The sequence below is a fragment of the Streptomyces sp. NPDC020983 genome (assembly GCF_044333485.1).
Lineage (GTDB): Bacteria > Actinomycetota > Actinomycetes > Streptomycetales > Streptomycetaceae > Actinacidiphila.
The window spans coordinates 737,548-762,321 of sequence record NZ_JBIRRA010000001.1; the positions used below are offsets into that span (position 1 = coordinate 737,548).

21 protein-coding genes are annotated in these 24,774 nt (G+C 75.5%); 10 read left to right on the forward strand and 11 right to left on the reverse strand.

Translation table 11 applies throughout. The features are described from left to right. Window positions 1–298: 298 nt before the first annotated feature. From ACH4SE_RS03465 to ACH4SE_RS03475, 3 genes are all read left to right on the forward strand, one after another. Window positions 299–1,411, forward strand: a complete 1,113-nt coding sequence (locus ACH4SE_RS03465; RefSeq protein WP_398541564.1) for an ATP-grasp domain-containing protein — start codon at window positions 299–301, stop codon at window positions 1,409–1,411. Between the two features lie 110 nt (window positions 1,412–1,521). Next, a complete protein-coding gene (locus ACH4SE_RS03470; protein WP_398541565.1) occupies window positions 1,522–2,520 on the forward strand; it encodes a zinc-dependent alcohol dehydrogenase family protein in 999 nt (332 codons plus the stop codon). 282 nt (window positions 2,521–2,802) lie between these two features. Continuing rightward, the gene (locus ACH4SE_RS03475) at window positions 2,803–3,651 is read left to right on the forward strand and encodes a maleylpyruvate isomerase family mycothiol-dependent enzyme (RefSeq protein WP_398541566.1); all 849 of its coding nucleotides are present in this window, start codon (window positions 2,803–2,805) and stop codon (window positions 3,649–3,651) included. Here the strand turns inward: ACH4SE_RS03475 and ACH4SE_RS03480 are convergent. The 3 genes from ACH4SE_RS03480 to ACH4SE_RS03490 form a co-directional block, all read right to left on the reverse strand. Then, window positions 3,638–3,769 carry a hypothetical protein gene (locus ACH4SE_RS03480; RefSeq protein WP_398541567.1) on the reverse strand — a complete coding sequence of 44 codons (132 nt, stop codon included), beginning with the start codon at window positions 3,767–3,769 and terminating at the stop codon, window positions 3,638–3,640. The two genes, ACH4SE_RS03475 and ACH4SE_RS03480, sit on opposite strands and share 14 nt — an antisense overlap. A 171-nt stretch (window positions 3,770–3,940) precedes the next feature. Next, a complete protein-coding gene (locus ACH4SE_RS03485; RefSeq protein ID WP_398541568.1) occupies window positions 3,941–4,372 on the reverse strand; it encodes an ATP-binding protein in 432 nt (143 codons plus the stop codon). Between the two features lie 179 nt (window positions 4,373–4,551). Further along, entirely contained in the window at window positions 4,552–5,808 is a 1,257-nt protein-coding gene (locus ACH4SE_RS03490; protein WP_398541569.1) for a helix-turn-helix domain-containing protein, read from the reverse strand. Window positions 5,809–6,074: 266 nt separating this feature from the next. Here ACH4SE_RS03490 and ACH4SE_RS03495 point away from each other — a divergent pair, with 266 nt between their 5' ends. Then, window positions 6,075–6,479 carry a hypothetical protein gene (locus ACH4SE_RS03495; protein ID WP_398541570.1) on the forward strand — a complete coding sequence of 135 codons (405 nt, stop codon included), beginning with the start codon at window positions 6,075–6,077 and terminating at the stop codon, window positions 6,477–6,479. A 226-nt stretch (window positions 6,480–6,705) separates the two neighbouring features. Here ACH4SE_RS03495 and hemC read toward each other — a convergent pair whose 3' ends face one another. The 3 genes from hemC to ACH4SE_RS03510 form a co-directional block, all read right to left on the reverse strand. After that, window positions 6,706–7,647, reverse strand: coding sequence for a hydroxymethylbilane synthase (hemC, locus tag ACH4SE_RS03500; RefSeq protein WP_398541633.1), 942 nt, complete (start codon window positions 7,645–7,647; stop codon window positions 6,706–6,708). 114 nt (window positions 7,648–7,761) lie between these two features. After that, window positions 7,762–8,316, reverse strand: a complete 555-nt coding sequence (locus tag ACH4SE_RS03505) for a DUF1707 domain-containing protein (RefSeq protein WP_398541571.1) — start codon at window positions 8,314–8,316, stop codon at window positions 7,762–7,764. A 16-nt stretch (window positions 8,317–8,332) separates the two neighbouring features. Continuing rightward, window positions 8,333–9,307: an alpha/beta fold hydrolase gene (locus ACH4SE_RS03510; protein ID WP_398541572.1), complete on the reverse strand. Its 975-nt coding sequence runs from the start codon at window positions 9,305–9,307 to the stop codon at window positions 8,333–8,335. 165 nt (window positions 9,308–9,472) lie between these two features. On the opposite strand from ACH4SE_RS03510, the gene ACH4SE_RS03515 reads away from it, so the two are divergent. Continuing rightward, window positions 9,473–9,886, forward strand: coding sequence for an ASCH domain-containing protein (locus ACH4SE_RS03515; protein ID WP_398541573.1), 414 nt, complete (start codon window positions 9,473–9,475; stop codon window positions 9,884–9,886). A gap of 96 nt (window positions 9,887–9,982) precedes the next feature. On the opposite strand, the gene ACH4SE_RS03520 is transcribed toward ACH4SE_RS03515, so the two are convergent. Both ACH4SE_RS03520 and ACH4SE_RS03525 read right to left on the reverse strand, forming a co-directional pair. Continuing rightward, window positions 9,983–13,459: a phosphodiester glycosidase family protein gene (locus ACH4SE_RS03520; protein WP_398541574.1), complete on the reverse strand. Its 3,477-nt coding sequence runs from the start codon at window positions 13,457–13,459 to the stop codon at window positions 9,983–9,985. 161 nt (window positions 13,460–13,620) lie between these two features. After that, the gene (locus ACH4SE_RS03525) at window positions 13,621–15,744 is read right to left on the reverse strand and encodes a restriction endonuclease (protein ID WP_398541575.1); all 2,124 of its coding nucleotides are present in this window, start codon (window positions 15,742–15,744) and stop codon (window positions 13,621–13,623) included. 256 nt (window positions 15,745–16,000) lie between these two features. Here ACH4SE_RS03525 and ACH4SE_RS03530 point away from each other — a divergent pair, with 256 nt between their 5' ends. Beyond that, window positions 16,001–16,675: a hypothetical protein gene (locus ACH4SE_RS03530; RefSeq protein WP_398541576.1), complete on the forward strand. Its 675-nt coding sequence runs from the start codon at window positions 16,001–16,003 to the stop codon at window positions 16,673–16,675. A gap of 15 nt (window positions 16,676–16,690) precedes the next feature. On the opposite strand, the gene ACH4SE_RS03535 is transcribed toward ACH4SE_RS03530, so the two are convergent. Beyond that, on the reverse strand, window positions 16,691–17,155 hold the full coding sequence (locus ACH4SE_RS03535; protein ID WP_398541577.1) for a VOC family protein: 465 nt from the start codon (window positions 17,153–17,155) through the stop codon (window positions 16,691–16,693). 248 nt (window positions 17,156–17,403) lie between these two features. Here ACH4SE_RS03535 and ACH4SE_RS03540 point away from each other — a divergent pair, with 248 nt between their 5' ends. Continuing rightward, complete coding sequence (locus ACH4SE_RS03540; protein ID WP_398541578.1) at window positions 17,404–17,811, forward strand: hypothetical protein; 408 nt, start codon at window positions 17,404–17,406, stop codon at window positions 17,809–17,811. Window positions 17,812–17,914: 103 nt separating this feature from the next. Here the strand turns inward: ACH4SE_RS03540 and ACH4SE_RS03545 are convergent, their stop codons facing one another. Beyond that, window positions 17,915–18,943 carry an alcohol dehydrogenase gene (locus ACH4SE_RS03545; RefSeq protein ID WP_398541579.1) on the reverse strand — a complete coding sequence of 343 codons (1,029 nt, stop codon included), beginning with the start codon at window positions 18,941–18,943 and terminating at the stop codon, window positions 17,915–17,917. 277 nt (window positions 18,944–19,220) lie between these two features. Between ACH4SE_RS03545 and ACH4SE_RS03550 the strand changes: the two genes are divergently transcribed. The 3 genes from ACH4SE_RS03550 to ACH4SE_RS03560 all read left to right on the forward strand — a co-directional run bounded on the left by ACH4SE_RS03550 (window position 19,221) and on the right by ACH4SE_RS03560 (window position 24,001). Continuing rightward, window positions 19,221–22,370, forward strand: a complete 3,150-nt coding sequence (locus ACH4SE_RS03550) for a glycoside hydrolase family 2 TIM barrel-domain containing protein (protein WP_398541580.1) — start codon at window positions 19,221–19,223, stop codon at window positions 22,368–22,370. A 98-nt stretch (window positions 22,371–22,468) separates the two neighbouring features. After that, a complete protein-coding gene (locus ACH4SE_RS03555; RefSeq protein WP_398541581.1) occupies window positions 22,469–22,858 on the forward strand; it encodes a nuclear transport factor 2 family protein in 390 nt (129 codons plus the stop codon). 207 nt (window positions 22,859–23,065) lie between these two features. After that, window positions 23,066–24,001 (forward strand): DUF4232 domain-containing protein, encoded by a 936-nt coding sequence (locus tag ACH4SE_RS03560; RefSeq protein WP_398541582.1) that lies wholly within the window; start codon window positions 23,066–23,068, stop codon window positions 23,999–24,001. Window positions 24,002–24,026: 25 nt separating this feature from the next. Here ACH4SE_RS03560 and ACH4SE_RS03565 read toward each other — a convergent pair whose 3' ends face one another. Next, entirely contained in the window at window positions 24,027–24,641 is a 615-nt protein-coding gene (locus ACH4SE_RS03565) for a DUF4396 domain-containing protein (protein WP_398541583.1), read from the reverse strand. Window positions 24,642–24,774: the final 133 nt, after the last annotated feature.

Below are 24,774 nucleotides of genomic sequence, written 5' to 3' on the forward strand. Positions count from 1 at the left end.
AACAGCAGCAGCGAACCAGGGCTTTCCAACGCCCGGCCAACACCGCTCCAACACACCTGCCGCGCGCTGCCGCTGCCGCCGCAAGGACCGCCGCTTGCGCCGCAAGGGCCGCGGCCGCCGCCGGACGCGCCGGCTCCGCATCGCGACGGCCGCATTGCGGCCGCACGTGTCCGCTCACGCGAAACCTGGCCGTCATCGAACGGGGCTACGATCCGCTCACCCCACCCCGCAGCCGATGTACCGGCCCCACCGTGAGGAGCGCGCCATCGCACTTCGGATCTGGCTCAGCAGCGCAGGCGTGGCCTCCACCCAGGTGATGCGGATGCTGCGGGACAACCCGGACGGGGTCGCCGTCCGCGTCCACGGGACGAACGTCGACGCCGACGCCCCCGCGCTCGCCGCGTGCGACGTGTCCGAGGTGGAACCGCGGCACGTGGGCGACGCCGAATACGCCGCCTTCGCCCTCGACTTCTGCCGGCGGCACGCGATCGACGTCCTCGTGCCGCCGCGCCGGCTCCCCGCCCTCGCCGGCCGCGCCGCCGACTTCGCCGCGCTCGGCACCCGGCTGATGTGCTCACCGCCCGCCGCGGTGGCCACGCTCACGAGCAAGACCCGTACGTACGAGGCCGCCCGCGCGGCCGGGGTGCCCGTACCGCCGTGGCGGGCGGTGCGCGACGCCGCCGGGTTCCGCGCCGCCGTCGGGGAACTGACGGCGGACGGCGAGCGGGTGTGCCTCAAACCCGCCGGGGAGTTCTCGGCGTTCGGCTTCCGGGTGCTGGACGACCGTCCGCTGCGGATCCGCGACCTGCTCGCGGCGCCCGTGCCGGCGGTGTCCGTACGGGCCGTCGCGGAGGCGCTGGAGCGGGCCGCCGAGGCGGGGGAGAGCGTGCCGGAATTCCTCGTCATGCCCTACCTGGACGGCCCTGAGGTGAGCGTGGACTGCCTGTCCGCGCCCGGCGGGACACCGCTCGCCGTCGTCCCCCGCACCAAGCAGGGCCGTTACCGGCTGCTGCTCGACGACCCGGAGGCGATCGGCATCGCGCGGGCCGTCGTCGGCCACTTCGGCCTCGCCTACCTCTCGAACGTCCAGCTGCGGCACCGCGCCGGGCGGCCCGTGCTGCTGGAGGTCAACCCGCGGCCCTCCGCCGGGATCTTCCAGACCGCCTTCACCGGCCTCAACCTGCCCTGGGCGGCCGTGCGCCTGCTCGTACGGGGAGAGCCGGGCGTGCTGCCCGAGCCGCGGCTCGGCGGCCGCGTCTCGGTGACGGAGTCCGCGGTGCAGGTCGGCCCCGCGGCCCCGGCGCTCACCGGCCTGGACGGCGGCCTCACGTCGATCGGCGGCACCCCGCGGGTGCCCGCGCAGGCGGCGGTGGCCTTCCACGAGGAGGCGGCGGCGCCCGCGACCGGGTGAATCCCGGCACACCGGGAAGGCCGCGCCGTCCCGGGGGAGTTGACGGCTTCGAGGGCGGCGCCGCGACCACGCGGACCGCCTGACGAGCTGACGACCCGAGGACGGACGCGATGACCAGGACGGTGCTCTTCCACGCATACGGCGGCCCCGAGGTGCTGCGGGTCGAGGACGCCGACCCCGGCGAACCGGGGCCCGGCGAGGTGCTGGTGCGGATCGACGCGATCGGCCTCAACCGCGCGGAGGCCCTCTTCCGCGCGGGCCGGTACATCGAGCCCGTCCGCTCGTTCCCCGCCGGGCTCGGCGCGGAGGCCGCGGGCGTCGTCGAGAGCGTCGGCCCGGGCGTCGAAGGGCTCGAGGCCGGGCAGCCGGTGAGCGTCGTCCCGGCCTTCTCGCAGAACGACCACGCCGTCTACGCCGAGCGCGCCGTCGTCCCCGCCGCGGCCGTCCTGCCCCGCCCCGAGGGCCTCGGCGCGGTCGAGGGCGCGGCGGTCTGGATGCCGTACCTCACGGCGTACGGGGCGATGGTGCAGGTCGGTGGGCTGCAGCCGGGCGACACCGTCCTCGTCAACGCGGCCTCCAGCAGCGTGGGCCTGGCCGCCATCCACGTCGCCGAACGCATCGGCGCCCGCGCGATCGCGCTGACCCGCGGCCCGGCGAAGAAGGACGCGCTGCTGCGCGAGGGCGCCGCCGAGGTCGTCGTCACCTCCACCGACGACGTCCCCGCGGCGGTCCGCGCGGCCACCGGAGGGCGCGGCGTCGAGGTCGTCCTCGACGCGGTGGCGGGCCCCGGTGTCCGCGAACTCCTCGGTCTCGTCGCCCCCGACGGCACCCACATCGTCTACGGCGGCCTCAGCGGAGAGCCCACCCCGTACCCCGGCCTCGAACTCGGCATGCCCGCGGCCGCGTTGCGCACCTTCCTCGTCTTCGAGACCACCCACCACCCCGAACGCCTGCGCCGAGCCGCCGCGTTCATCGGCGCGGGCCTGCGCGCGGGCGCCTTCCGCGCGGTCGTCGACCGCACCTTCGAACTGGGCGAGGTCGTCGAGGCGCACCGGCACCTCGACGCGGACGACCGGGTGGGGAAGACGGTGCTGACCGTCGAGCACTGACGCGCGCGGCGCGGGCGGGTGGAGGGCCTTCCGTCCGGGCGGGGGCCGGGCCCGCGCCCCGGCGGCGGGTCCGGCGGGCGCGGGTCCGGTGGCTTCCGCCGGGCGGCGGGTGCGGGCGGGCCGCCCGCACCCGGGTCCGGGTGGGGGTACGAGCTCGGGGCCCCCTCCGCGTGGCGGGTGCGGGGGGCTCGACTCCCGTCCCGGCGGAGGGAACGCACCGGCCTGCACGGATTCGGCCCCGCCCCTGGACAGCGGGCACGGGCGGGCGCAGGCTTCTCGCCCATGAGCCCCGTCCCCGACTCCCCCGCACCGGGCGCCGCCACCTCCGGCCCCCCGGCCCCCGACGTCACGGCCGCCGCCGTCCACGACGCGGCCGACCGTATCGCCGGGCTGCTGCGGGCCGCGTCCGGGCCCGGCGTGCGCATACCCCGCTCGGAGTGGACGGTCGGGGAGGCGGCGGCGCATCTCGCGCTCGCGAACCGGCTGATGGCCGGGCTCGCGGCGGGGGAGGCCCACGGGACGTACGGCGACGGCACGCCCGGCGGGCTCGCGGCCGCCAACACCGCCTCCCTCGCCGCCTACCCCGAGCGCGACCTCGACGTACTCGCCGAGGAGATCGCCACCTCCGCCCGCGCCTTCACCACCGCGGCCGCCGCCCGCCCCGCGTCCGCCCCCGCCGAGACGCCCATGGGCCCGATGGACCTCGCGACCTTCGGCTCGTACCTGCTCACGCACATCCTCGGCCACGGCTACGACATCGCGGTGGCCCTGCGCCGCCCCCACATGCTCACCCCGGCGAACGCCGCGCTGACCGTCCCGTTCCTCCGCACGGCCATGCCGCGTGTGGTCAACCCGCGCACCGCATCCGGCCACACCGCCTGCTACCGCCTGCGGCTGCGCGGCGCCGCGGCCCCGCCCTTCGCGGTGACCTTCACGTCCGGCACGGTGGAGGTCACCGACGAGCCGCCGCGCCGCCCCGACGTCACGATCACCGCGGAGCCGGTGACGTTCGTCCTGCTCGCCCTGGGCCGCCGGACGCCCGTTGCCGCCGCCGCGCGCGGCGGCATCGTCCCCACGGGCCGGCGCCCGTGGCTGGCCCCGCGCTTCCCGGGACTGTTCACGGCGCCGTGAGGGCGGCGACCCGGTCCGCGACCTGGGCGGCGCACCCCCAGGAAAGGGCCACGCCCGCGCCGCCGTGGCCGTGGGTGTGGACGACGGTCCGGCCGCCCGCCCGGGTCTTCGCCGGCATGTCGATGAGCGGCACCTCGAAGCAGTAGCCCGCGCGGAATCCGGCCGGCAGCGTACCGGCCTCGCAGGGCCGGTAGCCGGGCAGCGCGTCGGCCCAGTCCGGCGGGACGTCCCCCCCGCCGCGAGGCCTCCACGGCGGAGACGATCCGCACCCCCGTCCCCGGCTGCCCGGTCACGCGCCCGCGCCGGGCTCCGTGCACAGCGCCCAGACCGCCTTCCCGGGTCCGCTCCGGCAACTCACCCCCCACTGGCCGCCCGTGAGGGAGTCCACCAGGCACAGGCCACGGCCCGACTCCTCGTCCTCGCCTGCCCGCCTGCGCTCCGGCAGGGCGGTACCCGCATCGTGCACCTCGATGCGGATGCCGGAGTCCAGCCGCTCCAGCCGCGTCGCGATCAGATGGCCGTACGGCGGGTACGTGTGCGTGATCGCGTTGGTGACCAGCTCGGACACGATCAGCTCCGCGGTGTCGGTGAGCTGCTTCAGGTCCCAGAGGCTGAGCTGGCGAACGAGGAACCGGCGTGCCCGGCCCACGGTCTGCGGGGCGGGTGGCCACAGCTTCTCGGCCACGAGACCGTTCTGCCCGCCGGGTTCGGCGTGCGTCACGGGGCTCACCACGCGGGCCCCCGGAAGGCGTGTCCGGGACGGCTAGGCTCGTGCATGTCGGCGCTCCTCAACGGCGTTGACCACGCCCCCGGGCCGGTCGCACGGCCGCGGGGGTCCTTTCGGTCAACGACGCTACGAGCGGGCGCCGCAGGGGAGGGGCACAGATTGTGTCCCCTCGGTCACGCTGCGAGGACGCCCAGTTTCACCGCGAGCCGGGCGGCCCGCCTGCGCCGCGCGGGATCCCGCGACTCCGTCTCCTCCAGCACGATCCGCTTCGCGTAGCCGTTGTACCTGATGGTCTCCGGAGCAGCCTCGTGCGCCTTGTCCAGCGTCGCGAGGGCCACGTCCGGCTGGCCGTCGAGGTGGTAGCCGCGGGCTTCCTCGATGCGGTGCCGGGCGCGGCGAGGGCGGGAGGGGATGACGGCGGACTCCGCTGCCGCCGCCTGGCGTACGGACTCGCCACCTGCGTGGAGTTCGACCGCCACCGTGACGGCGTGCGCGCCCATGATGGCCCGCGAAAAGGACGTGACGGGGTCGTAGTAACCGGCGGGTAGCCGTTCCGCCATGGCCCGGGCCCGGTCCCAGTAGCGCCACGCCGTGCCCGTGTCCCCGCGGCGAGCGGACGTGTATCCGGCCTCGAAGGTCAGCGCACCCGCGATGGCCAGCACGTCGTCCGACGCGTCCGGAAGCAGTGGGGTCAGGTACTCCAGGCTCCGCAGGTTCACGGCGTCCGCCGCGTCGAAGTGGGCGGGACCGCTGTCCCGGTGCGCCTGACCGGCGAGCCACGCCGCCGTGCCGATGGCACGCGGGTCCTCGCTCTCCTGTGCGGCGACCAGCCCGCGTTCTGCGACCCGCCACAGCAGTGCCGCGTCCGGCTGGTAGGCGACGAAGAACTGGCACAGCGAGTACGTCTCGCTGAGCAGCGCCTGCGCCGCGCGGCGCCCCACCGCCCCGTCGGACTGCCGTACCGCGGCCTGCGCGTCACGGATCAGCTCCGGCAGCAGGGCCCCCAGCACCTCACGGTGGTTGGGCGCGCTGTGCCGGGCCGCCCACGCATGGTCGAGCCGCGCGCGCAGATGCGCCACCGGCGGCGCCGCCTCGTCGGAACCGACCGGGTAGGCGTCCACCGCCGCCCGGACCGCGGCGAGCCGCGGATGCCCGGGACCGGCGAACATGGCGACGTTCATGGACCGGCTGCCGGTCAGCTCGGCCAGATCCCGGACCCGGAGCACCTCGGCGATCCGCAGGATGACGTCGAGCTTCGGCGTCTTGAGCCGTCCGCTCTCCACGCCCTTCACCCACGACCCCGACCGGCCGACGAGCCCGCCCAGTTGCTCCCGGGTGATGCCCTTGCGCGTCCGCAGTATCTGCAGCCGTTGCCCGAAGACCAGCGGATCCGCGTACGGGTCCGGCGTACCGTCGTCCGAAGGGACCATGGCCCTGCCCTCCTTGCGGCGAAGTCACAGCCAGCGTACGGCGCCCGGCCGCCTCCGCGGGAGCGCACCGCGTTTCGCCCGCACCACGGTCCGAGCTGTGCGCCCGGCCCGTCGACCTGCACGTCGTTGCGCCGCCCCCGCCCCGCGATGCCAACCGCGTCCGGCGCACCGGCGTTGGTGCTCGTTGGCGCCATGTTGGCGTCCCCCTGGACGATCGGGTCCGGCGCCGGTGATCGGCCGGATGCCCGGAACGGAGGAGCGGGGACATGACGAGGACAAGAAACGCGCTGCGCAGAGCCGCCGTGGTGGCGTGCACGATGGTGGGCGCCGGAGCGCTGGTGCTGGGCACCGGCGGGGTGGCGTCGGCGGACACGGCGCGGGTGGACGTCTGGAGCGCGAGCTGCCACGGCACGATGTACTCCCGCTACCTCAGCACCGGCTGGGAGGTCCGCAACTGGGTGGACAACCAGGGCATGGAGCAGTGCTCCGGCTGGATGGACTGGACGCCCGACGGGAACACCAGCAGTTACTACGGCCTCCGGAACCGCATCTGGCTGGGCGCCAACTTCTCGTACTCGACGGCCTACCTGTCCGACAACAGCCCGGCCCTGACGCGGGTGTGCGTCCAGGCCGCCAACGACGCCCACGCGCGCTGCTCGGCCTGGTGGTAGCCGGGCCCGCCCGGCGGGCGGACGACGCCGCTCTGCGGGCACGCCCCGGCTAGGGCGTGTCCGCAAAGTCCTGTCGTCCGCCCGGAGGGCGGGGCAGACGGTGTCTGGTGCGTGCGATCGCAAGGCGGAGGGTCGTCCTCGTAGTGGGCCTACTCGGACGAGCCCGACAACGTAGCGAGCGTGCGTGCCAGGCGCCGTGTGCCAGGCGGGACTTTGCGGACACGCCCTAGGGCCGGGAGGACGCCCGTGCCGCGTCCAGGACCGCCTGGGCGCCCTGGGAGAGGAGGTCCGCCGCCACGGCGCGGCCGAGGGCCTCGGGGGAGTCGGCGGCGTTGGTGCGGCGGGCGGTGAGCTGGGTCGTGCCGTCCAGGGAGCTGACCTGGGCGAGGAGGGTGAGTTCGCCGTCCGGGAGGAGCGAGGCGTACGCCCCGACGGGGACGCTGCATCCGCCGTGCAGCTCGGCGAGCAGCGCGCGTTCGGCCCGTACGGCCGCGTCGGCGGCGGGGTCGGCCGTGGTGGCGAGGAGGGCGCGCAGCGGCGCGGAGGCCTCGTCGGTGCGGACCTGGATGCCGAGAGCTCCCTGCCCGGGGCTGGGCGGGAAGAGGTCGAGGGGCAGCAGTTCCCCGATGGCGTCGTCGAGGCCGAGGCGGTGCAGGCCCGCGGCGGCGAGGACGACCGCGTCCAGGCCCTCCGACGCGATTTTGCGCAGCCGCGGCGGTACGTTGCCGCGGATCGGGACGATCTCGACGTCCGGCCGCACCGCGCGCAGCTGGGCGGCGCGCCGGGCCGCCCCCGTACCGACGCGGGCGCCCTTGCGCAGCCCCGCGAGGGTCGCCCCGCACAGCGCGTCGCGCACGTCCTCCCGGCCGGGCGGCGGCATGAGCACCAGTCCCGGCGGTACGGCCGTGGGCAGGTCCTTCAGGGAGTGGACGACCACGTCGACCTCGCCGCCCGCCAGCGCCGCCTCCTGGGCGCTGCTGAACGCCGAACCGCCGCTTCCCGCGGAGACGTCCGCGAGTCCCGACCGGCGGTCGCGGTCGCCGCCCTCCAGGATCACCCGGTGCGTGAACTCCGCGCCGGGGAAGCGCTCGCGCAGCGGCGCGAGGTACTGCCGCACCTGCGCCCGGGCGAGCTTGCTCGCCCGCGAGCCGACGAGATACCGGGCCACCTCGGCCACCTCCGTCACATCCGCACACCGCACACCAGCGGTCCGGAACGAGCCTAGGACCGGCTCGGGCCTGCTCATGCAGACAGCGGGTCGGGACCCGCGGGGGAGGCGCGCTCAGCGGCGGGCGTGGCGGATCTTGACGCGGCCGAAGCCGACGACGCCGGACAGCCGGATGGTCGGGGCCGTGGGCGAGGTGGTGGGGCGGGGGCGGTAGCGCAGGTCCTTCCAGGTGGTCGTGAGGCCGCCGACCTCCACGACCGCGTCGCGCGGCACGGTGATGCGCGCGCTGCCCGTGCCGAGGGCGAGTTCGAGGTCCAGGACGGGGTGCGGGAAGACCGCGCGGGACAGGTCGAGCCGGACCTTGCCGAACGCGGACTCGACCTTCAGCCTGCGGGGGAGCCGCCACGCGCCGCCGCGGCGGATGCGGCCGGTGGCGGCGGCGATGGTCACGGCGGGCTCCTCCGGGGCGGCGGGCTCCGCCGGGAGGGAGGCGACGGCGGTCGCGAGGTCGGCGGGCGTCCGTGCGGTGAGGGCCCGGCCGAGCCGCTCGTCCATCTCCTCGTGCGGGACGTGCCCGGCCGCGTACGCGTCGCGCAGGCGCCGGACGGCGGACTCGCGGTCGTCGTCGGTGAGGGGCGGCGTGGGCGGTTCGGCGGGCGGGGTGGTCACCGTCCCACGATAGTGCTCATACGGGCGGGAGGGCGGCGAGCCAGGCGGTCAGGAGGGTGTTGACCTCGGCGGGGCGCTCCTGCTGGATCCAGTGGCCGCAGCCGTCGAGCACATGGCTGGAGACGAGGCCGGGCAGGGTGGCGGGGAAGGCCTCGATCGCCGCGGACATCCAGGTGGTTGAGGCGTCGAGGGCGCCGCCGGCGAAGAGGGACGGCTGCCGGACGGGGGCGCCGTCGAAGGGTGCCATGTCCTCCCAGTCGCGGTCCATGTTCCGGTAGCGGTTGAGCGCCCCGGTCATCCCCGAGCGCTCGAATTCGCCCGCGTAGTAGTCGAGTTCCTCCTCGCTCAGCCAGGCGGGCGTCCGGCCGTGCGGGAAGCGCTCGCGCATGGTGCCGCCGGGGCGCACGAAGTGCGGGTCGGGGGCGCCGGGTTCGGGCATCGTGTCGCCGGACAGGGCCGCGTAGAGGCCCGCGAGCCAGCCGCGCACGTCGGGCTCGATCTCGGCCTCGGCGCGGCCGGGCTGCTGGAAGTAGCTGACGTAGAACTCCTCCTCGCCGCCCATGGCCGCGAAGAGCTCGGACGGCCGCGGCCCGCCGCGCGGCGCGTAGGGCACGCTCAGCAGGCCCACCGCGCGGAAGACGTCCGGGTGCAGCAGCGCCGCGCCGGCCGCGATGTTGGCGCCCCAGTCGTGCCCGACGACCACCGCGGGCTCCCCGCCGAGCGCCCGTACGACGGCGACGGCGTCCGCCGCCAGCTCCGTCATCCGGTAGGCCGCCGCGTCCGCGGGCCGCGACGACCGCCCGTAGCCGCGGACGTCGACGGCGGCCGCGCGGTAACCGGCGGCGGCGAGCGCGGGCAGCTGGGCGCGCCACGAGTACCAGGACTCCGGGAAGCCGTGCACGAGCAGCACGAGCGGGCCTTCGCCCTGCTCGGCCACGTGCACCCGCCCCGCGGGCGACGGTACGAGCCGGTGGGTGATCTCGTGCTGCACGGTGTCCTCCTCCGAAGGGGCTCTGCTCCGATCATGGGGAACCCGGCGCCCGGGGCCAAGATCATTTGCCGGTACGGCAAACTCCCGGGAGCCGTCCCCGGCGGGCCTTACGCCGCCCGCGGAACCGCCTTGTGGCCGCCGGACACCCCTTCGTACGCTCGCCGTATGAGCGATCACGAACTGCCGGTGCTCGAACTGGCCTTCCCCGGCCCGGAGCGCGACCGCGGGGTGGCCGCGATCCGCAGCGGCGAGAAGACGGCTCTCACCGGACTGAAGGAGATCTACGAGCACGCCGGTGAGCCGCTGCCGGCGGCCGGGCAGCGCTACTCCGTCGTCGACTCGGACGGCCGGCACGCCGTCACGATCGAGCTGGTGGAGGTGTCCGTGCTGCCGATGGCCGAAGTGGGGGACGACTTCGCGCACGCCGAGGGCCGCGGCTACGCCGACGCGGCGCAGTGGCGGGCGGCGCACGTGGACTTCTTCACCAGCGAGGGCGTCCGCGACTTCCTGGGCCGCACCCCGGTCGTCGACGGCGGCACGCTCGTGGTGGCCGAGCGCTTCCGGGTCGTCCCGGAGTAGCGGGGGGCCCGGCGGCAGGTCCCGGCCACTTCGTGCCGAACGCCCCGCCGCCCGGTGTGCTCACCGGGCGGCGGGGCGGGGCGGCGTCGCCGGTGGTCAGCCCAGCGTGACCTCCGCCGAGGACGTCAGCCCGCCCGCCGCCACCGTGAGCGTGACCTCGCCCCGGCCGACCGCGGTGAGGGTGCCCGCCGCCAGGTCGAGCACCGCGAGGGTGCCGGGGCTGCGGCGGGCGGCCGCGGCCTCGGCGGAGGTGCGGGCCACGGCCAGGCCGCGGCTGCCGGACCACGTGACGCTCGCCGGGAAGCGCAGCGGGAAGCGCAGGCCGAACTCGCTGGTGACCCCCGTCGCGTTGACGTCCGCGGACGCCCCGCGGGCCAGTTGTGCCGGGGCGGTGAGCTCGATCCCGTCGATGAGCGGACGGGACTCCGCGACGAGCCACTCGCGGGTGTCCGGGCTCGGCTCACCGGCCCGGATGCGCGCCGGGTGCGGATCGACGGCGACGTGCATCCAGCCGAAGAAGCCGCCCTGGCCGGGTGAGCTGTACGGGGTCTTGCCGACCGCCGGGGTGGTGATGTCGAGCACGCCGTCGGTGCGGGTGACGGACGCGGTGTGCGCGTGGCCGGTGAAGAGCGCGACGGGCTTGCCGGACTGCTCGCGGAAGTCCGCCAGCCACTGCTGGAGCAGCCCCGCCTCCAGCTGGTCGGACAGCTGGGAGGCGCCCGCGCCGGACGGGTCGCTGAGCGGGTGGTGGAAGGACACGACGACGCCGGTGACCGAGCGGTCCTCCGCCGCCTTCGCCAACTCGGCCTGGAGCAGCGGCACCTGGTCCCAGTCGGAGGTGCGCATGTCGCCGGTGTGCGAGTCCAGCAGGATGAAGCGCACGCCCTTGTGGTCCAGCACCTGCTTGTTGGGGCGGCCGGTCGCGGACAGGAAGGTGTCCAGGCCGCCGGTGGCCGACAGGCCCGCCTCGTGGTTGCCGGGGGTCCAGTGGACCGGCAGGCCCGCGGGGACGTGGTCGCGCAGCAGACCGAGCGCGAGGTCGAAGTCCGCCTGCGTGTTGTTGTCGACGAAGTCGCCGTTGACCAGGATGAAGTCCGGTCCGCTCGCCACGGCCTGGCCCAGCGCCTCGACGGCCTGCCGCCCCGAGAAGGAGTCCAGCCCGGCGGCGGCGCTGATGTGCAGGTCCGACAGTACCGCGAAGGTCCAGCGGCGGGCGGGCAGTTCGCCCTGCTCGACCACGTACGGGTCGGGCAGCGGCGGTTCGGCGGCGTCCGGTTCCTGCCCGACCTGCGCGGCCAGGCCGTCGAGGAGCAGCACGCCCGCGTTCTTGTTGGTCTGCGCGGTCTCGGCGATGTAGATCCGGGCGAGCGTGACGGGGTCGGAGAAGCCGTCCGGGAGGTCGCCGACGACGCGCCGCCAGCCCGTCCAGTCGACGGCGGTCGCGAAGGTGAAGGGCACGTTGGTGGTGCCCTGCGAGGACAGCATCGCGCGCAGCCAGTGGCCCTTGCCGTCGCCGTTGACCCACAGCGCGAGCTTCTTGGTGCCCGGCGGCAGCGTGATCGGCCCGGGCGCGGCCACCGCGTAGGCCGCCGAGGTGCTGGACTGCCCGGTGAAGTCGTACGTCAGCCGGAGCGCGTGGTTCCCGGCCGCGGCCCCCGGCCGGTCCTCGGCGGCGACCACCGCGACCGACGCCGTACCCCGCGCGGCCAGCGCCGTCCACTGGCCCGCGGCCTCGAACTCGCCGAGCGGGACGTCCACCAGGCCCACGGTGACCGGCAGCCTGGCGGTGACGCCCTGCACGGTCGCGGTGAGCGTGGCCGTCTTGCCGCCGCCGTCCGGGGCGCCGGTGACGCTCAGGCCCGCGGCCGTCGCGGTGACCGTGAGGACGGCCTTGTCGTAGTCGAGCGTGACGTCGCGCGGGGCCACGGGTGCGTCGAAGCCGTCCGCGTCGTAGCCGGTCAGGGCGACGGTGGCGGTCGCGCCGGGGTCGATGGTGAGGGCGCGCCGGGTGAAGGCCAGCCGGTGCAGGTCGCCGAGGACGCGCAGCTCCGCCTCGCCGTCCGCCGCGCCCGCGTGGGCACGCAGCACGCCCGCGCCGGGGCGCCGGGCGCGGAAGACGCCGTCGCTGACGGAGCCGAGCGAGCCGGGCCGCGCCGACCAGCCGACCTCGTGGCCGCCCGTTCCCGCCGGGCCCCAGGCCTCGTCGTAGCCGGCGACGGCGACGTCCACCGTCAGGCCCGGCACGACCCGGCCGGCCTGCGGCCGCACGTCCAGGCCGCGCAACTGCCCCGAGCCGGGGCGGGAGAAGAGCCCGACCCCGTTCGGGACGGGCCGCTCGCCGCCGTCCGAGGGCGTGTTGACGACGCTCACGCCGCTGTCGCCGGGGCGCCGCGCGACGATCTCCGTGGAGCCGCCGCCGTCCAGCATGAAGGCCTCGTACGCGCCGAGCCGCGCCATCAGCACGGCCATGTCGTCGAAGCCGAGCCCGGCGGAGAAGTTCGCCGAGCCGTCCACGGCGACCAGCAGCAGCCGGTGCCCGCCCTGCGGCCAGCCCACGGCCGTACGCGGCTTGGGCGCGTCGTTGCCCGTGCTCGGCGGGAAGTCCACTGCCCTGCCCGCCTCGACCAGCACCGCACCGCTGCCCAGCGCCATGGTCAGCGCACCGGGCGCGTCGCTCTTCGGCGCGAAGTCCACGCTCACCGCGTCCCCGGGACGCACGGAGGCGAGCTGCGCCGCCGCCGCGCCGCGGCCCAGCACCACCAGGCCGCCCGCGGGCACGGGGGCCGACGTCAGCTGCGCGTTCACCGCGGTCACCACGCCGCCGGTCACGACGACTTCGGTGTACGGGCCGGGGTCCTGGAGCAGCGTGCGGTCGGCGGGGCCCCACAGCGGGGTGTAGACGGCCAGCGAGTCGGCCGGAATCACGGGGGAGTTGAGCGCGGCGAGCGGGCGCGCGGTGCCCGCGACCGTGACCGTGCCGGTGATCACGAGGTCGGCGAGGCGCGCGACGCGGTCGGCGCCGACGGCCACGACCGTCCGCGCGGTGCTCGTGCCCTTGCGCAGCTGCCCGCCCTTGATCTCCGGGCCCTCGGCCGCGTAGGTCTCGGTGATGTCGAAGTAGTCGCCGTTGACGGCGGCGACCGCGTGCTGCCCTTCCGCCGCGCCCTTGAGCGGCCGCGCCTGGCTGACCTGGTCCGCGACGAGGTCCACGGACACCGACGCCGTGCCGAGGTCGGCGTTCAGCACGTGCGCGCGCAGCCAGCCCGTGCGCCCGAACAGGTCGAAGGACGTCAGCACGATGCCGGGTGCGACCGGCCGGTCGACCCGGCCCGCGACGATCGACTCGCCGTCCACCGCCAGGTCGTACACCGGCGGCCGGAAGCGCCCGGCCTTCGCCGTTCCCGTGCCGGCCGCCCCGTCCTGCCCCTGCCCGGCGCCCTCCGCCGCGTACGCCGGGGCCGCGCCCGTGGCGACCCCGCCCGCGACGAGGCCCGCCGCGACCGCCCCGGCGATCAGCCCGCGCCGCGTGACCTGCGCGCCCGCCGCGGCGGCGGTGCCCCTCTGCGTCCTCATGCCCGTGCTCGCATCCGTGTCCATGGCTGCTGACGCTAGGCGGTCGGACGTGCCCGCGACCGGAAGTCCAGGTGAACACCTGACGGCGCCACGGTTCCGTCATGGCGCCCGGCGGGACGTGTGCGCACGTCAGGGGCGCACGGGACGTCCGGCGGTGCCGGCTACTCCGTGTCGATGCCGTAGTCGTGGATGAGCGCCTCCAGGCCGCCCGGGTAGCCCTTTCCGCCGGGGACGAAGTCCCAGTCGCCGGACGCGCGGCGGCGGAAGGAGCCGAGGACGAGCGCCGTCTCGCCCGGACGGCCCTCCGACACGGCGAGCGAGCCGAGTTCGGCGCGGCCGGCGTCGAGCAGCCGCAGCCTCGCCGACCGGAAGGCGGTCAGGTCGGTGTGCGCGGTGACGGCGGTCGGGTCGAGGGCGGCCGCCAGCACGAGCCGGTCCGCGCGGGCGGGCAGCGCGTCGAAGGCGACCCGCAGCGCGGCCTTGTCCGGCGGCGGGGCCGGGATCGCGCGGACGGTGCCGTCGGGCGTGCGGGCGTTGTTGTAGAAGACGAGGTGGTCGTCGCTCAGCGCGGCGGTGCCCGCGCACACCAGCGCGCACACGTCGAGCGGCACGTCCCCGTTCCAGGTGAGGGCCAGCACGTTGTGGTCGTCGGCGGGTTCGTCGTCGTCGGCCCGCGGTACGCGCGCGGGCGCGGCCGCGCCCGAGGGCGGCGGGCCGAGCCGGCCGCGCAGGCCGTGCGCGTGCAGCAGCTCCACCAGCTGCTCACCGGAGACGAGTTCGAGCGGCTTGCCGTGCGCGAAGGTGTGCGCGGTCGGGCCGAAACGCGACGTCGTCACCAGCACGCCCTTGTTGGCGCCCGCGTGCTGCACGGTGCCGTACAGGTCGCGGACGGCGGTGGGCGGCACGGTGTGGCGGTAGCGCTTGACCTGCACGACGATCGAACCGCCGGTGATCGGGGCCGGGTCGAGGGCGTCGACGTCCACGCCGCCGTCGCCGGAGCGCACGGTCGTGACGGCCTGCATGCCCATCGCCCGGAAGAGCTCGGCGACGAGCTGCTCGAAGTCGAGCGGGTCCATCGTGAAGAGGTCGGGCTCGTCGTCGCCGCCGTGCCGGACGACGGCGGAGCCGCCCGCCGCGCCGCCGACGTCCTCGGGCAGCCTGCCCGGGCGTATCGCCGCCAACTGGTCCGGCCGGGAGGACAGTTGCCCGCGCAGGCCGTCCACCAGGCAGTCGACCGCGCTGACCCGGGCGAGCGCGAGCCGCCCGAAGTCCGTACGGGTCGCGGTGACGGAGGCCAGGTGCAGCTGCGAGCGGCGCCCGGTGACCGGGTCGTGACCGTCCACGTAGCCGGTGAGTGCGACCGAGTCGAGGGCGCCGGGCTCGTCGGCCGCGAAGAGGTCGCGCAGGACGAGCAGCATGCACTGCGCCAGCAGGTCGCGGTAGAGGGCGCGGCGCTGGGTGACCGGGCGGGGCGTCTCCTTCAGCCGGTCGGCGGACGGCACGTAGCGCACCCCCTTCGTCTCCGGCACGACGTCGTACGCCGGGAGTTCCCAGGTCAGCACGAGCTGCCGCTGCGCCGGGTCGTACGCGGCGCTCACCGAGCGCGGCAGGTCCTGCGGCCAGGCGGTGGAGGCGTAGAGGGCGGCGGAGAAGTACTCGACGGCGGCCTGCGGGTCGCCGCCGCGCAGCGCGGCGAGGGAGGCCGCGACCTCCGCGTTGTGGCGGCGCACCGCGGCGAGCGCGGTCGCCGCCCAGTCGTCGTACTGCCGCCGGTAGGCGGCGAGCTGGGCCTGCCGCTGGGCCTCCGCGTGCTGGGCGGCGCGCAGGTCGTGGGCGTAGCGGGCCTGCGCCTCGTCCTCGGCGCGCCGCCGGGCGCCGCGCCCCCACGCGGTGTTCTGCGGCGGGTGGTAGCGCGCCGGGTCGGGCATCGGCACGGGCCGGCCGAGCGGCCCCGGGTCGAACGGCTGCAGGCGCTCGGGCCGGGCGAGCGCGGCGGTCCCGAACGCGGGCGCCCGGCACCCCGCGGCGAGCAGCCCCTCCAGCGCCGCGACCCGGGCGTCGAGTTCGTCCGTCAGCCGCTGCGCCTCGGCCTCCTGGCCCTGCCGGTAGGCCGCCTGGCGCTCCCGGTCCCGCCGGGCCACCTCCCTTTCGTACGCCCGCTGCTGCTGGGCCCGCTGCCGCTGCGCCTGCGCCTGCGCGCGCACCTGCGCCTCCTGCTGCCGCTGCTGGCGCCGCTGCGCCTCGGCCCACGCGGCCAGCGGACCGCTGGCGGAGCGACGACTCATACGGTGACTGCCCTCCCCGAACCCCGCCCGCCCCGCGGCCCCCCACGGGCTCGCCCCCGGGCGGCGGCACATATGTCCGATTCTAGGGGTGCCCCGCCGCCGCTGCCCACGTCCGGGCGGCACCGGGACCGGTGGCCGGGGCGCCGGGCCGGCGTGATCTGATGGACGGCCAGGTTCCGCCCGCCACCCGGCGGTCGGCGCTCCCACCGGACGTGCCCGGCGACCCGCCGCGGCAGCTCACCCCGAGGAACAGCACATGAGCGACGTGTCGGCCCGAACCGGCCGCGGCACCGCCCAGGACCCCCTGCACGGTGTGTACCTGCGGCTGGTCGCCGAGGAATCGATACCCGCGCAGGCGCGGGACCGGTTCGGCTACCTGCGGCCGCTGGCCCCGGACCTGCTGGCGGGCATCGCCCTCGACACCCCGGACGAGGTCCGCGTGCTCAGCGACCGGGAGGTGGCCCTCGTCGAGTGGGACACCCTGCTGGCCGCCGCGCGCGCCAACCTGCTCCGCGAGCCCGTCGGCTACGACACCGTCGCCCTCCCCGGCGGGGCGGTCCTGCACATCCTCGGCCACCCGGAGTCGGTGTTCGCGGCCAGCAAGCTGCTCGTCCTGGAGGAGGCGGTACGGGCCGCGGGCGGTCCCGCGATCCCGGACGAGGGCGTGCTGCTGGTCGTCCCGAACCGGCACAACCTCGTCTTCCACCCGCTCGACGGGCCCCATGTGGCCGAGGCCGTCAACGCCCTGGCGCAGTTCGGCCAGGGCGCCTACGAGGACGGCCCCGGCCGCCTGTCCCCCCGGGTCTTCTGGTGGCGCGCCGGCGCCCTGACCTCGATCACGCACTTCGACGAGGCCGGCCGGGTGTCGAGCATCGCCCCGCCCGGCGAACTGATGGCGGTGATGCGCCGCCTGGCCGGCGCCGCGGGCTGAGGCGCGCCGCGCGGGCTACTGCTCCCCGTCGCCCGCCGGGGAGTTCAGCTCCTCGGCGAGCCCGACGACGATGTTCTCCGGCCCGCGGACGTAACCGAGCAGGTAGACGTCCTCGAACCGCACGATCTCGTCGACGAGTTCGGCGCCCTGCGCCCGCAGCCGCCGCACGGTGTCCTCGATGTCGTCGACGGCGAACATCACGCGCCGGATGCCGAGCGTGTTGGACGGCGCCTCGTACGGCTCGGGCCGGACGGCCCTCGGCCGCTCGAACTGCGCGAGCTCCACCCGGCCGTGGCCGCCCGGGACGCGCAGCATCGCGACCTCCTGCCGTACGTCGCGCAGGCCGATGACGCGTTCGGCCCAGGTGCCGTTCAGCGGGAAGCGCCCTTCCAGTTCGAGGCCGATCTCGGTGAAGAACGCGATGACGGCGTCGAGGTCCTCGACGACGATCAGCACGTTGTCCATCCGCTGCACCGCCATGGCGGGCCTCCTTCACATGAGGTGGGTACGGCCACGGTGGCCGCTCCCCGCCCGGGGAGGCGGCAGGCGCGCCGGGCGCGAGGTCCCCGGGCGCCGACGGCGGGCGGTTTCCGCCGCTTTCACCGTCCTGCCGGCGGTGAAAGCACGGTGCGACCGGGGTGAAACCCGGGTTGCGCAAGCTTCGTGGCACAAGGAAGCGCGGGGCCCGGCAAGGGGACCCGGCACCGGAACCCGAGGAGATCACCACCATGGCACTCACCCTCTCCGCCCAGGACGAGCAGACCCTGCGCACCGCCGCCTACGGCGCCGTCTCCCTCATGGCGGCCGCGGGCGCCACCGGCAAGCCGCACAAGGCCGCCACCCACGGCTCGATCGCGCTCGCCTCGGCGACCGGCGCCATCGGCCACGTCCTGGCGGCGAAGTCGAAGATCGGCGGCCTGGACGGCAGGTCGGTGGCCGAGATGGCCGACCGTGTCCTGCCCGCCCTGACCGAGAGCATGCGCCTGCTGAAGAAGCAGGACGCGGCCGAGGCGGAGGGCTTCCGCAGCGCCGTCGTCACCGCGGTCGAGGCCGCGTCGCTGGCGCACAAGGGAGCGCCGGTCCCGGTCCTGGCCGACATGAGCCGCAAGATCACCGCGGCTCTCGACGCCGCCTGACGGTGGGGCGCAGCCCGGCTGCCGCCCGGCGTGTCACCGCCCGCGAACCCGCCGCCGGACCCCGGCGTCGGGTCCGCGGGCTCTGCGCGCGCCCGCGGGCGCTTCAGCCCTCCTGCGGCAGGAGCACCATGCGGAAGCGGGCCTTGCCCGACAGCATCCGGTGGTAGGCGGCGTCCGCGTCGGCGAGCGGGGCGGTCTCCGTCATCGGGGTGATGCCGTGCAGCGCACTGAAGGCCATCGTGTCCTCGACGTCCTGCGACGTGCCGGACGGGTGGCCGCGGACGACCCGGGCCTGCATGATCAGCTGCAGTGGGGCGATGCCGAGCGGCTGGGGGGTCGCGCCGATGACGACCAGCTCGCCGCGCGGGCCGAGCCCGTCCACCGTGGAGGTGATGGCCTCGGAGTTGCCGACGGTGGCCAGCACCACCTTCGCGCCGCCCAGTGCCCGCAGGGCGTCGGCGGCGGGGGTCGCGGCGCTGTCGATGTAGTGGTGGGCGCCCAGTTTCTTCGCGAAGTCCGCCTTCTCCGGCCCGCGGGCGATGGCGACCGTCTCGAAGCCCATCGCGGCGGCGTACCGCACGCCGAGGTGGCCGAGGCCGCCGATACCGAGGACGGCGACCAGGTCACCGGGGTGCGCGGAGCTGCGGCGCAGCCCGTTGTAGGTCGTCACGCCCGCGCAGCCGAGCGGCGCCGCGTCGGCGGAGGAGAGCCCGTCCGGGATACGGGCGAGCGCGTCGGCGGGGACGGTGACGGATTCGGCGAAGCCGCCGTCGTAGGCCCAGCCGGGCACCTTCAGGTTCTCGCAGACGATGAAGTCGCCCCGGCGGCAGGGCGTGCAGTGGCCGCAGGAGCCGCCGAACCAGCCGACCGCCACCCGGTCGCCCGCCGCGAAGCCGCGCTCGGCGACCCCCTCGCCCAGTTCGGCGATCCGCCCGGCGATCTCGTGGCCGGGCACCAGCGGGTAGGACAGTCCCGGGTAGCCGCCCTCGACGAACCCGGCGTCGCTGTGGCAGATGCCGCACGCCTCGACGGTGACACGGACCTGCCCCCGCGCGGGCGGCGCCGCCTCGCGCTCGGCGATCGCCAGCGCCGCGCCGGCGGCGGGCACCTGGGCTACGCGATAGGTGGCCATGCGTACCTCCGCACCTCTCGGGCAAGCAGTCCTTCCTCCATCACAGCACGCCGCACCGCGCCCCGCGCGACGACCCGAGCGGCGCGCGCCGTCCCTCACGGGCGGCTCACAGCCTGCGGCGACACCGGCGGAAGGTCGCGCACGGCTCTTGACCCGGGCGGGAGCGAGGCTGCAAGAATCCGTGGGGGCCTGGTGGATTCTGTTTGTTGCTGATCAGTTCTGGTGGGTGCGCCATGCCCGCACCCGCTGCCCGTACGCCTCCCGAGGAGTGGTCACAGTGCCGGTCAACCGCAGGTCGTTCCTGGTCACCGGAGCGGTGGGGGCCGCCGCCCCCGCGCTGCCCGCCCTCGCCGGAACCGCACAGGCGAGCACCCCCGGTGAGGAGAGCGGCACACACGGCCGCGCACCCGCCTTCGACCCGGCCGGGCGCAGCCTCGACCTGTCCGACGGCTGGCGCTTCGTCCTCGTCAACCCCGCGGGCGCCGACGACCCCACGGGCGCCTACGAGGGCGCGGCCGAGCCCGGCTACGACGACTCCCGGTGGCGCGCGGTCGCGATCCCGCACGACTGGAGCATCGAGCTGACGCCGACGACCGGCGACAGCACCTCGGGCGGGACCGGATTCCTGCCCGGGGGCCTCGGCTGGTACCGCAGGACCTTCACGCTGCCGAAGACGCTGGCCGGGCGCCGCATCTGCGTGGAGTTCGACGGCGTCTACATGGACAGCTCCGTCCACGTCAACGGCACGCGGGTGGGCGGCCACCCGTACGGCTACACCGGATTCGCCTTCGACGTCACCGAACTGCTGCACACCGACGGCCGCACTCCCAACGTGCTCGCCGTGCAGGTCCGCAACCAGCTCCCCAGCAGCCGCTGGTACTCGGGCAGCGGCATCTACCGGCACGCGCGCCTCGTGGTGACCGACCCCGTGCACATCGCCCGCCACGGCACATACGTGACGACGCCCGGCCTCGCCGACGCGCTCGCCGCCGGGGAGGCCGCGACGGTGCGGGCCGAGGTCACGGCCGTCAACGAGTCCGGCGCGGCCCGCACCGCGACCGTCGTCGCCACCGTCCGCGACCCGGACGGCCGCGCGGTGGCCACCGCGAGCGCGCCGCTCGACCTGCCGACGGCCGAACCGGTCACCGCTGCCGTGGAGCTCGCGGTGCGGGCGCCGCAGCTGTGGTCCTTCGACGCCCCGCACCGCTACACCCTGGAGGCCGAACTCCGGGTCGGCGGCGCCGTCGTGGACGCCCTCCCCACCGTCTTCGGTTTCCGGCACGCCACCCTCGACCCGGACCGCGGCTTCAGCCTCAACGGGGAGTACGCCAAGCTCCAGGGCGTCGACCTGCACCACGACCAGGGCGCCCTCGGCTCGGCCGTCAGCCGGGACGCGCTGCTGCGGCAGATGACCCTCATGAAGTCCATGGGCGTCAACGCCTTCCGCACCTCCCACAACCCGCCCTCGCCGGAGATGATCGACGTCTGCGAGGAACTGGGCATCGTCATGATGGTCGAGGCCTTCGACTGCTGGCGCACGGGCAAGACCACCTACGACTACCACCGCTTCTTCGACGCCAACAGCTCCGCCGACATCGCCGAGATGGTCCGCGCGGCCCGCAACTCGCCCGCCGTCGTCATGTGGTCGATCGGCAACGAGATCCCCGACTCCACCAGCACCGCAGGGCTCGACATGGCGCAGCGCCTCATCGACGTCGTGCGCTCGCTGGACCCGACCCGCCCCGTCGTCATCGGCTCCGACAAGTACCGCAGCCTGCCCGCGGCCGGATCCGCCGCCGACCTCATGCTCGCCAAGCTCGACGGGCTCGGCCTCAACTACAACACCGCGGCCTCCGTGGACGCGCTGCACGCCCGCTACCCGCACCTGTTCCTCTTCGAGTCCGAGTCCTCCTCCGAGACCGCGACCCGCGGCACCTACCAGGAGCCCGAGCACCTCAACACCGGCGAGAACTACACGCCGGGCAGGCGCGCCACCTCCAGCTACGACAACAACCTCGCCTCGTGGACGATCAGCGGCGAGTACGGGCTGAAGAAGGACCGCGACCGGCGGTTCTTCGCCGGGCAGTTCCTGTGGGCGGGCATGGACTACATCGGCGAGCCCACGCCCTACTCCGTCTTCCCGGTCAAGGCGTCCTTCTTCGGCGCCGTCGACACCGCGGGCTTCCCCAAGGACATGTACCACCTCTTCCGCAGCCAGTGGTCGCGCGAGCCGATGGTGCACCTGGTGCCGATGGACTGGACGGACCACGCGCCCGGCGAGAACGTCGAGGTGTGGGCGTACTCCAACGCCGACACCGTCGAGCTGTTCCTCAACGGCCGCTCGCTCGGCGAGCGCCGCTTCGACACCAAGAAGACGGTGGACGGCCGCACCTACCTGGAGACGACCGAGCCGACCGGCGACGACCGCACGGTCACCGGCGGCCCCTACCCCGGCAGTTACACCAGCCCCAACGGCAGCGCCGGCAAGCTGCACCTGACGTGGCAGGTGCCCTTCGCGCCGGGTGAGCTGAAGGCCGTCGCGCGGCGCGGCGGGAGGACCGTCGCCACCGACGTGCTGCGGACGGCGGGCCCCGCGCACTCCGTACGGCTCACCGCCGACCGCAGGTCCCTGCCCGGCGACGGGCGTTCACTGCTCTACGTCACCGCCGAGGTGATCGACGCCCGCGGCGTCGTCGTGCCCGGCGCCGAGGACCTGCTCACCTTCGCCGTGACCGGCGGCTCCCTCGCCGGGCTCGACAACGGCCGCCAGGAGAGCGCCGAGCGCTACCAGGCCACCACCCGCACCGCCTTCCACGGCAAGGCGCTCGCCATCGTCCGCGCGGGCACCTCCGCGGGCCGCCTCACCGTCACCGCGACCGCGAGCGGCCTGCGGCCCGGCTCCGTCGCCGTCCACCTCGACCACGCCTCCGCCGTCGTCACCACCCCGCCGGCCCGGTTCGCCCCCGGCCCCGTCGAGACACCCGGATACCCGCTGGCGGACGCCAGTTACTCCGGCGCCCCCGACACGCTGCCCGCCGCGATGCTCGACGGCAATCCCGCCACCGGCTGGTCCAACGCCTTCCGCAAGGCCGCGACCGCCCTGCTCCCCGCCTTCAGCGGCGCCCGCGCCGCCGACTGGGTGTCCGTGACCTGGGCCGAGCCGCGTACCGTCGCGGCGGTCGCCGTCTCCTTCACGATCGACGCCACGCACTCCCTGCCCGCGCGGCTGACCGTCTCCGCCTGGGACGGCGACCGCTTCGTACCGGTGAAGGACCCCGCCGTGACCTGGGCGACCGCCTCCGGCGCCCCGACGACGGTGAGCTTCACCGCCGTCCACACCGCCCGCATCCGCCTCGACCTCGTCTCGGCCGCGCCCGGCAGCGCGAACGGGGCGCAGCGCATCACCGAGCTGACCGTCACCGGCTGAGCGCCCTTCCGCCGTGCGCCCGGGTCATGGGGGCCCGGGCGCACGGCCGGACTAGCGTGGGGGGTCGGCAACAGCCTTGAGCACAGGAGGAGTCGGCGATGACGGACCAGGTGGCGGGCCCCGAAGCGGAACTGCGCGAGGCCGAACGGCGGCTGCGGGCAGCGGTCCTGGCGGGCGACGCCGACGCGTTGGACGGCCTGCTCGACGACCGCGTCCGCTACACCGGCCCGGACGGCGGCGTGCTCACCAAGGCCGACGACCTGGCCGCCCACCGCTCCCGCACCCTCGTCGTCGAGGCCTTCGACGAGGAGGAGCTGCACGTCACCGTGGCGGGCACGACCGGCGTCACCTACCTGCTGGCCGTGCTGCGCGGCACCGCTGCCGGCGAGCCCTTCGCCGCCCGGCTGCGCTACACCCGCACCTGGGTGCGCGAGGGCGGCCGCTGGCGGGTGCTGGCCGCGCACGCGGGCGTGGCACAGGGCGGTTGACGCCCGCGGGCGTGGGTGTTCGCGGCCGGCGGCAGGCCGCGGACGCCTCCCCGTCGCAGGGCGGCCGGGGCCGCCGGTGACCATCGGCGCCGCACGGCGGCGTGAGGGGGCCGGCGGCCGTGACGCGGGCCGCCGGTGACAGGACCGTCGCAGTAAATGTGGTCCCCGTCACAGGCGTTGGGGCCCGCGCGCCGGTTGGGTGGGACGATGCGAACCTCTCTGCCCCCGGCCGTGCTCGCCGCCGGCCTGCTGCTGCTCGCGGGCTGCGGCACACGGACGGCGGATGACCCCGGCGCCCGCACCGCCTCCTCCTGCGTGGTCCCCGACCCGGCGAAGGACACGGCGGCCGGGCAGGGCGTGCGGATCACCGGCGTGACGGGCGGCGGCGGCCCGGGATGCGGCGGCTTCTCGCGGAACGTCCAGGTGCACTACGAGGTCTCCAACGACGGCCCGCAGGCCCGTACGTACACCGTCGGTGTCGAACTCCGCAACGCCGCCGGGGAGGTGCTGGCCACCCTGCGGGGCACGGTGCCGGACGTCGCGCCGGGCACGAAGGTCCAGGCGGCCGTCTACGGGGAGAGCTCCGGCACGAGCGCCGGTACGGCGGTCACCAGGGTCCGCCTGGCCCAGGTGCGCCGTGTCCCCGCGGCCGAGACCTCCGCCGCGGCCGGGCGCTGCCCCTCCTCCGGTGTCCGCGTCACCGCCGACCGCGGCGACGCGGCGATGGGCCTGCGTGTCGTCGGCCTCCACCTCACCAACTGCTCCACCGTGCCCTACACCCTCGACGGCTACCCCGCCGTCACTCCCCTCGACGAGGACTGGAAGGCCCCCGCCGGCGTCGCCGTCCTCCACGGCGCCGGCGGCATCACCACCCTCCCCGACTTCGACGCCCCGCCCCGCCGCATCACCCTCGCCCCGGGCGAGAGCGCCCACTCCGGCCTGGTCTGGCGCAACACCGTCACGAGCGGCACCGCCGTGGCGGCCCCCTACGTCCGCGTCGTCCCCCGCCCCGGCGCACGCCCGGTCATGCTGACCCCCGAACTCGACCTCGGTACGACCGGCAAGCTCGGCGTCGAGCCCTGGACGAAGGACGCGAGGTCCTCTTCGCCGGGCACCCCATCCGCCGCCCGCCCGGACGAGTGAGTCGGGCCCGGCGGTGCGAGCCGCCTCAGTGGAAGGCGTGGACGACGGCGTGGCCCTTGCCGCGGCCGATCATCCAGCGGTTGACGGGGGTCGTGAGGAGGAAGGCGGCGACCAGTGAGAAGGCCAGCGAGCCCCAGAACAGGCCGTCGCCGAGCCCGGCGTCGAGGGCGCCGGGCACCCCCACCATGACGGTGTTGTCGATGATCTCCATGACGGCGATCGAGACGGTGTCGGCGGCGAGCGCGATCCTCACCGCCTGCCGCACCGGCACCTGCGCGCGCAGCACGCCGCGCATCGTCAGGGCGTAGCCGAAGACGAAGGCGAGGGCGATCGAGATCACGACGGTCGGGCCGTTGGAGAGCCCGGCCGCCGTGCCGATCACCATGCCGAGGATCTCGCCGATGGCGCAGCCGGTGAGGCAGTGGAGCGTCGCCTGCGCGGCGGTGCGCCACGTCGTACGGCTCCACCCGCCGCCGTGGGCGTCGTGAGCGCCGTGGCCGCTGTCGTGTCCGCCGTGCCCGCTGCCGTGAGCGCCGTGGCCGCTGCCGTGGGTGTCGTGGGCGCCGTGTCCGGGTGGAGCCTCGACGCCCTCTCCGGGCTGCTGGTGCGCGGGCGCGTTCTGGTGGCCGGAGTGGTCCATGCCTGGCTCCTTCGTGAGCGTGCCGATCGCGGGTGCACTGCCCTCAACCCTATACCCCTGGGGGGTATTCCCTCCTGTTCCGCTCGCCTCAGTCGGAGGCTTCCGGGCCCGGAAACATTCGGAAAGATTGCCG

Coding starts and splice junctions, on each gene's coding strand:
- ACH4SE_RS03470 (WP_398541565.1), top strand. CDS start 1,522: ATGACCAGGACGGTGCTCTTCCACGCATACGGCGGCCCCGAGGTGCTG.
- ACH4SE_RS03565 (WP_398541583.1), bottom strand. CDS start 24,641: ATGGACCACTCCGGCCACCAGAACGCGCCCGCGCACCAGCAGCCCGGA.
- ACH4SE_RS03545 (WP_398541579.1), bottom strand. CDS start 18,943: ATGGCCACCTATCGCGTAGCCCAGGTGCCCGCCGCCGGCGCGGCGCTG.
- ACH4SE_RS03490 (WP_398541569.1), bottom strand. CDS start 5,808: ATGGTCCCTTCGGACGACGGTACGCCGGACCCGTACGCGGATCCGCTG.
- ACH4SE_RS03520 (WP_398541574.1), bottom strand. CDS start 13,459: ATGAGGACGCAGAGGGGCACCGCCGCCGCGGCGGGCGCGCAGGTCACG.
- ACH4SE_RS03475 (WP_398541566.1), top strand. CDS start 2,803: ATGAGCCCCGTCCCCGACTCCCCCGCACCGGGCGCCGCCACCTCCGGC.
- ACH4SE_RS03555 (WP_398541581.1), top strand. CDS start 22,469: ATGACGGACCAGGTGGCGGGCCCCGAAGCGGAACTGCGCGAGGCCGAA.
- ACH4SE_RS03495 (WP_398541570.1), top strand. CDS start 6,075: ATGACGAGGACAAGAAACGCGCTGCGCAGAGCCGCCGTGGTGGCGTGC.
- ACH4SE_RS03515 (WP_398541573.1), top strand. CDS start 9,473: ATGAGCGATCACGAACTGCCGGTGCTCGAACTGGCCTTCCCCGGCCCG.
- ACH4SE_RS03525 (WP_398541575.1), bottom strand. CDS start 15,744: ATGAGTCGTCGCTCCGCCAGCGGTCCGCTGGCCGCGTGGGCCGAGGCG.
- ACH4SE_RS03530 (WP_398541576.1), top strand. CDS start 16,001: ATGAGCGACGTGTCGGCCCGAACCGGCCGCGGCACCGCCCAGGACCCC.
- ACH4SE_RS03560 (WP_398541582.1), top strand. CDS start 23,066: ATGCGAACCTCTCTGCCCCCGGCCGTGCTCGCCGCCGGCCTGCTGCTG.
- ACH4SE_RS03535 (WP_398541577.1), bottom strand. CDS start 17,155: ATGGCGGTGCAGCGGATGGACAACGTGCTGATCGTCGTCGAGGACCTC.
- ACH4SE_RS03540 (WP_398541578.1), top strand. CDS start 17,404: ATGGCACTCACCCTCTCCGCCCAGGACGAGCAGACCCTGCGCACCGCC.
- ACH4SE_RS03480 (WP_398541567.1), bottom strand. CDS start 3,769: ATGCCGGCGAAGACCCGGGCGGGCGGCCGGACCGTCGTCCACACCCAC.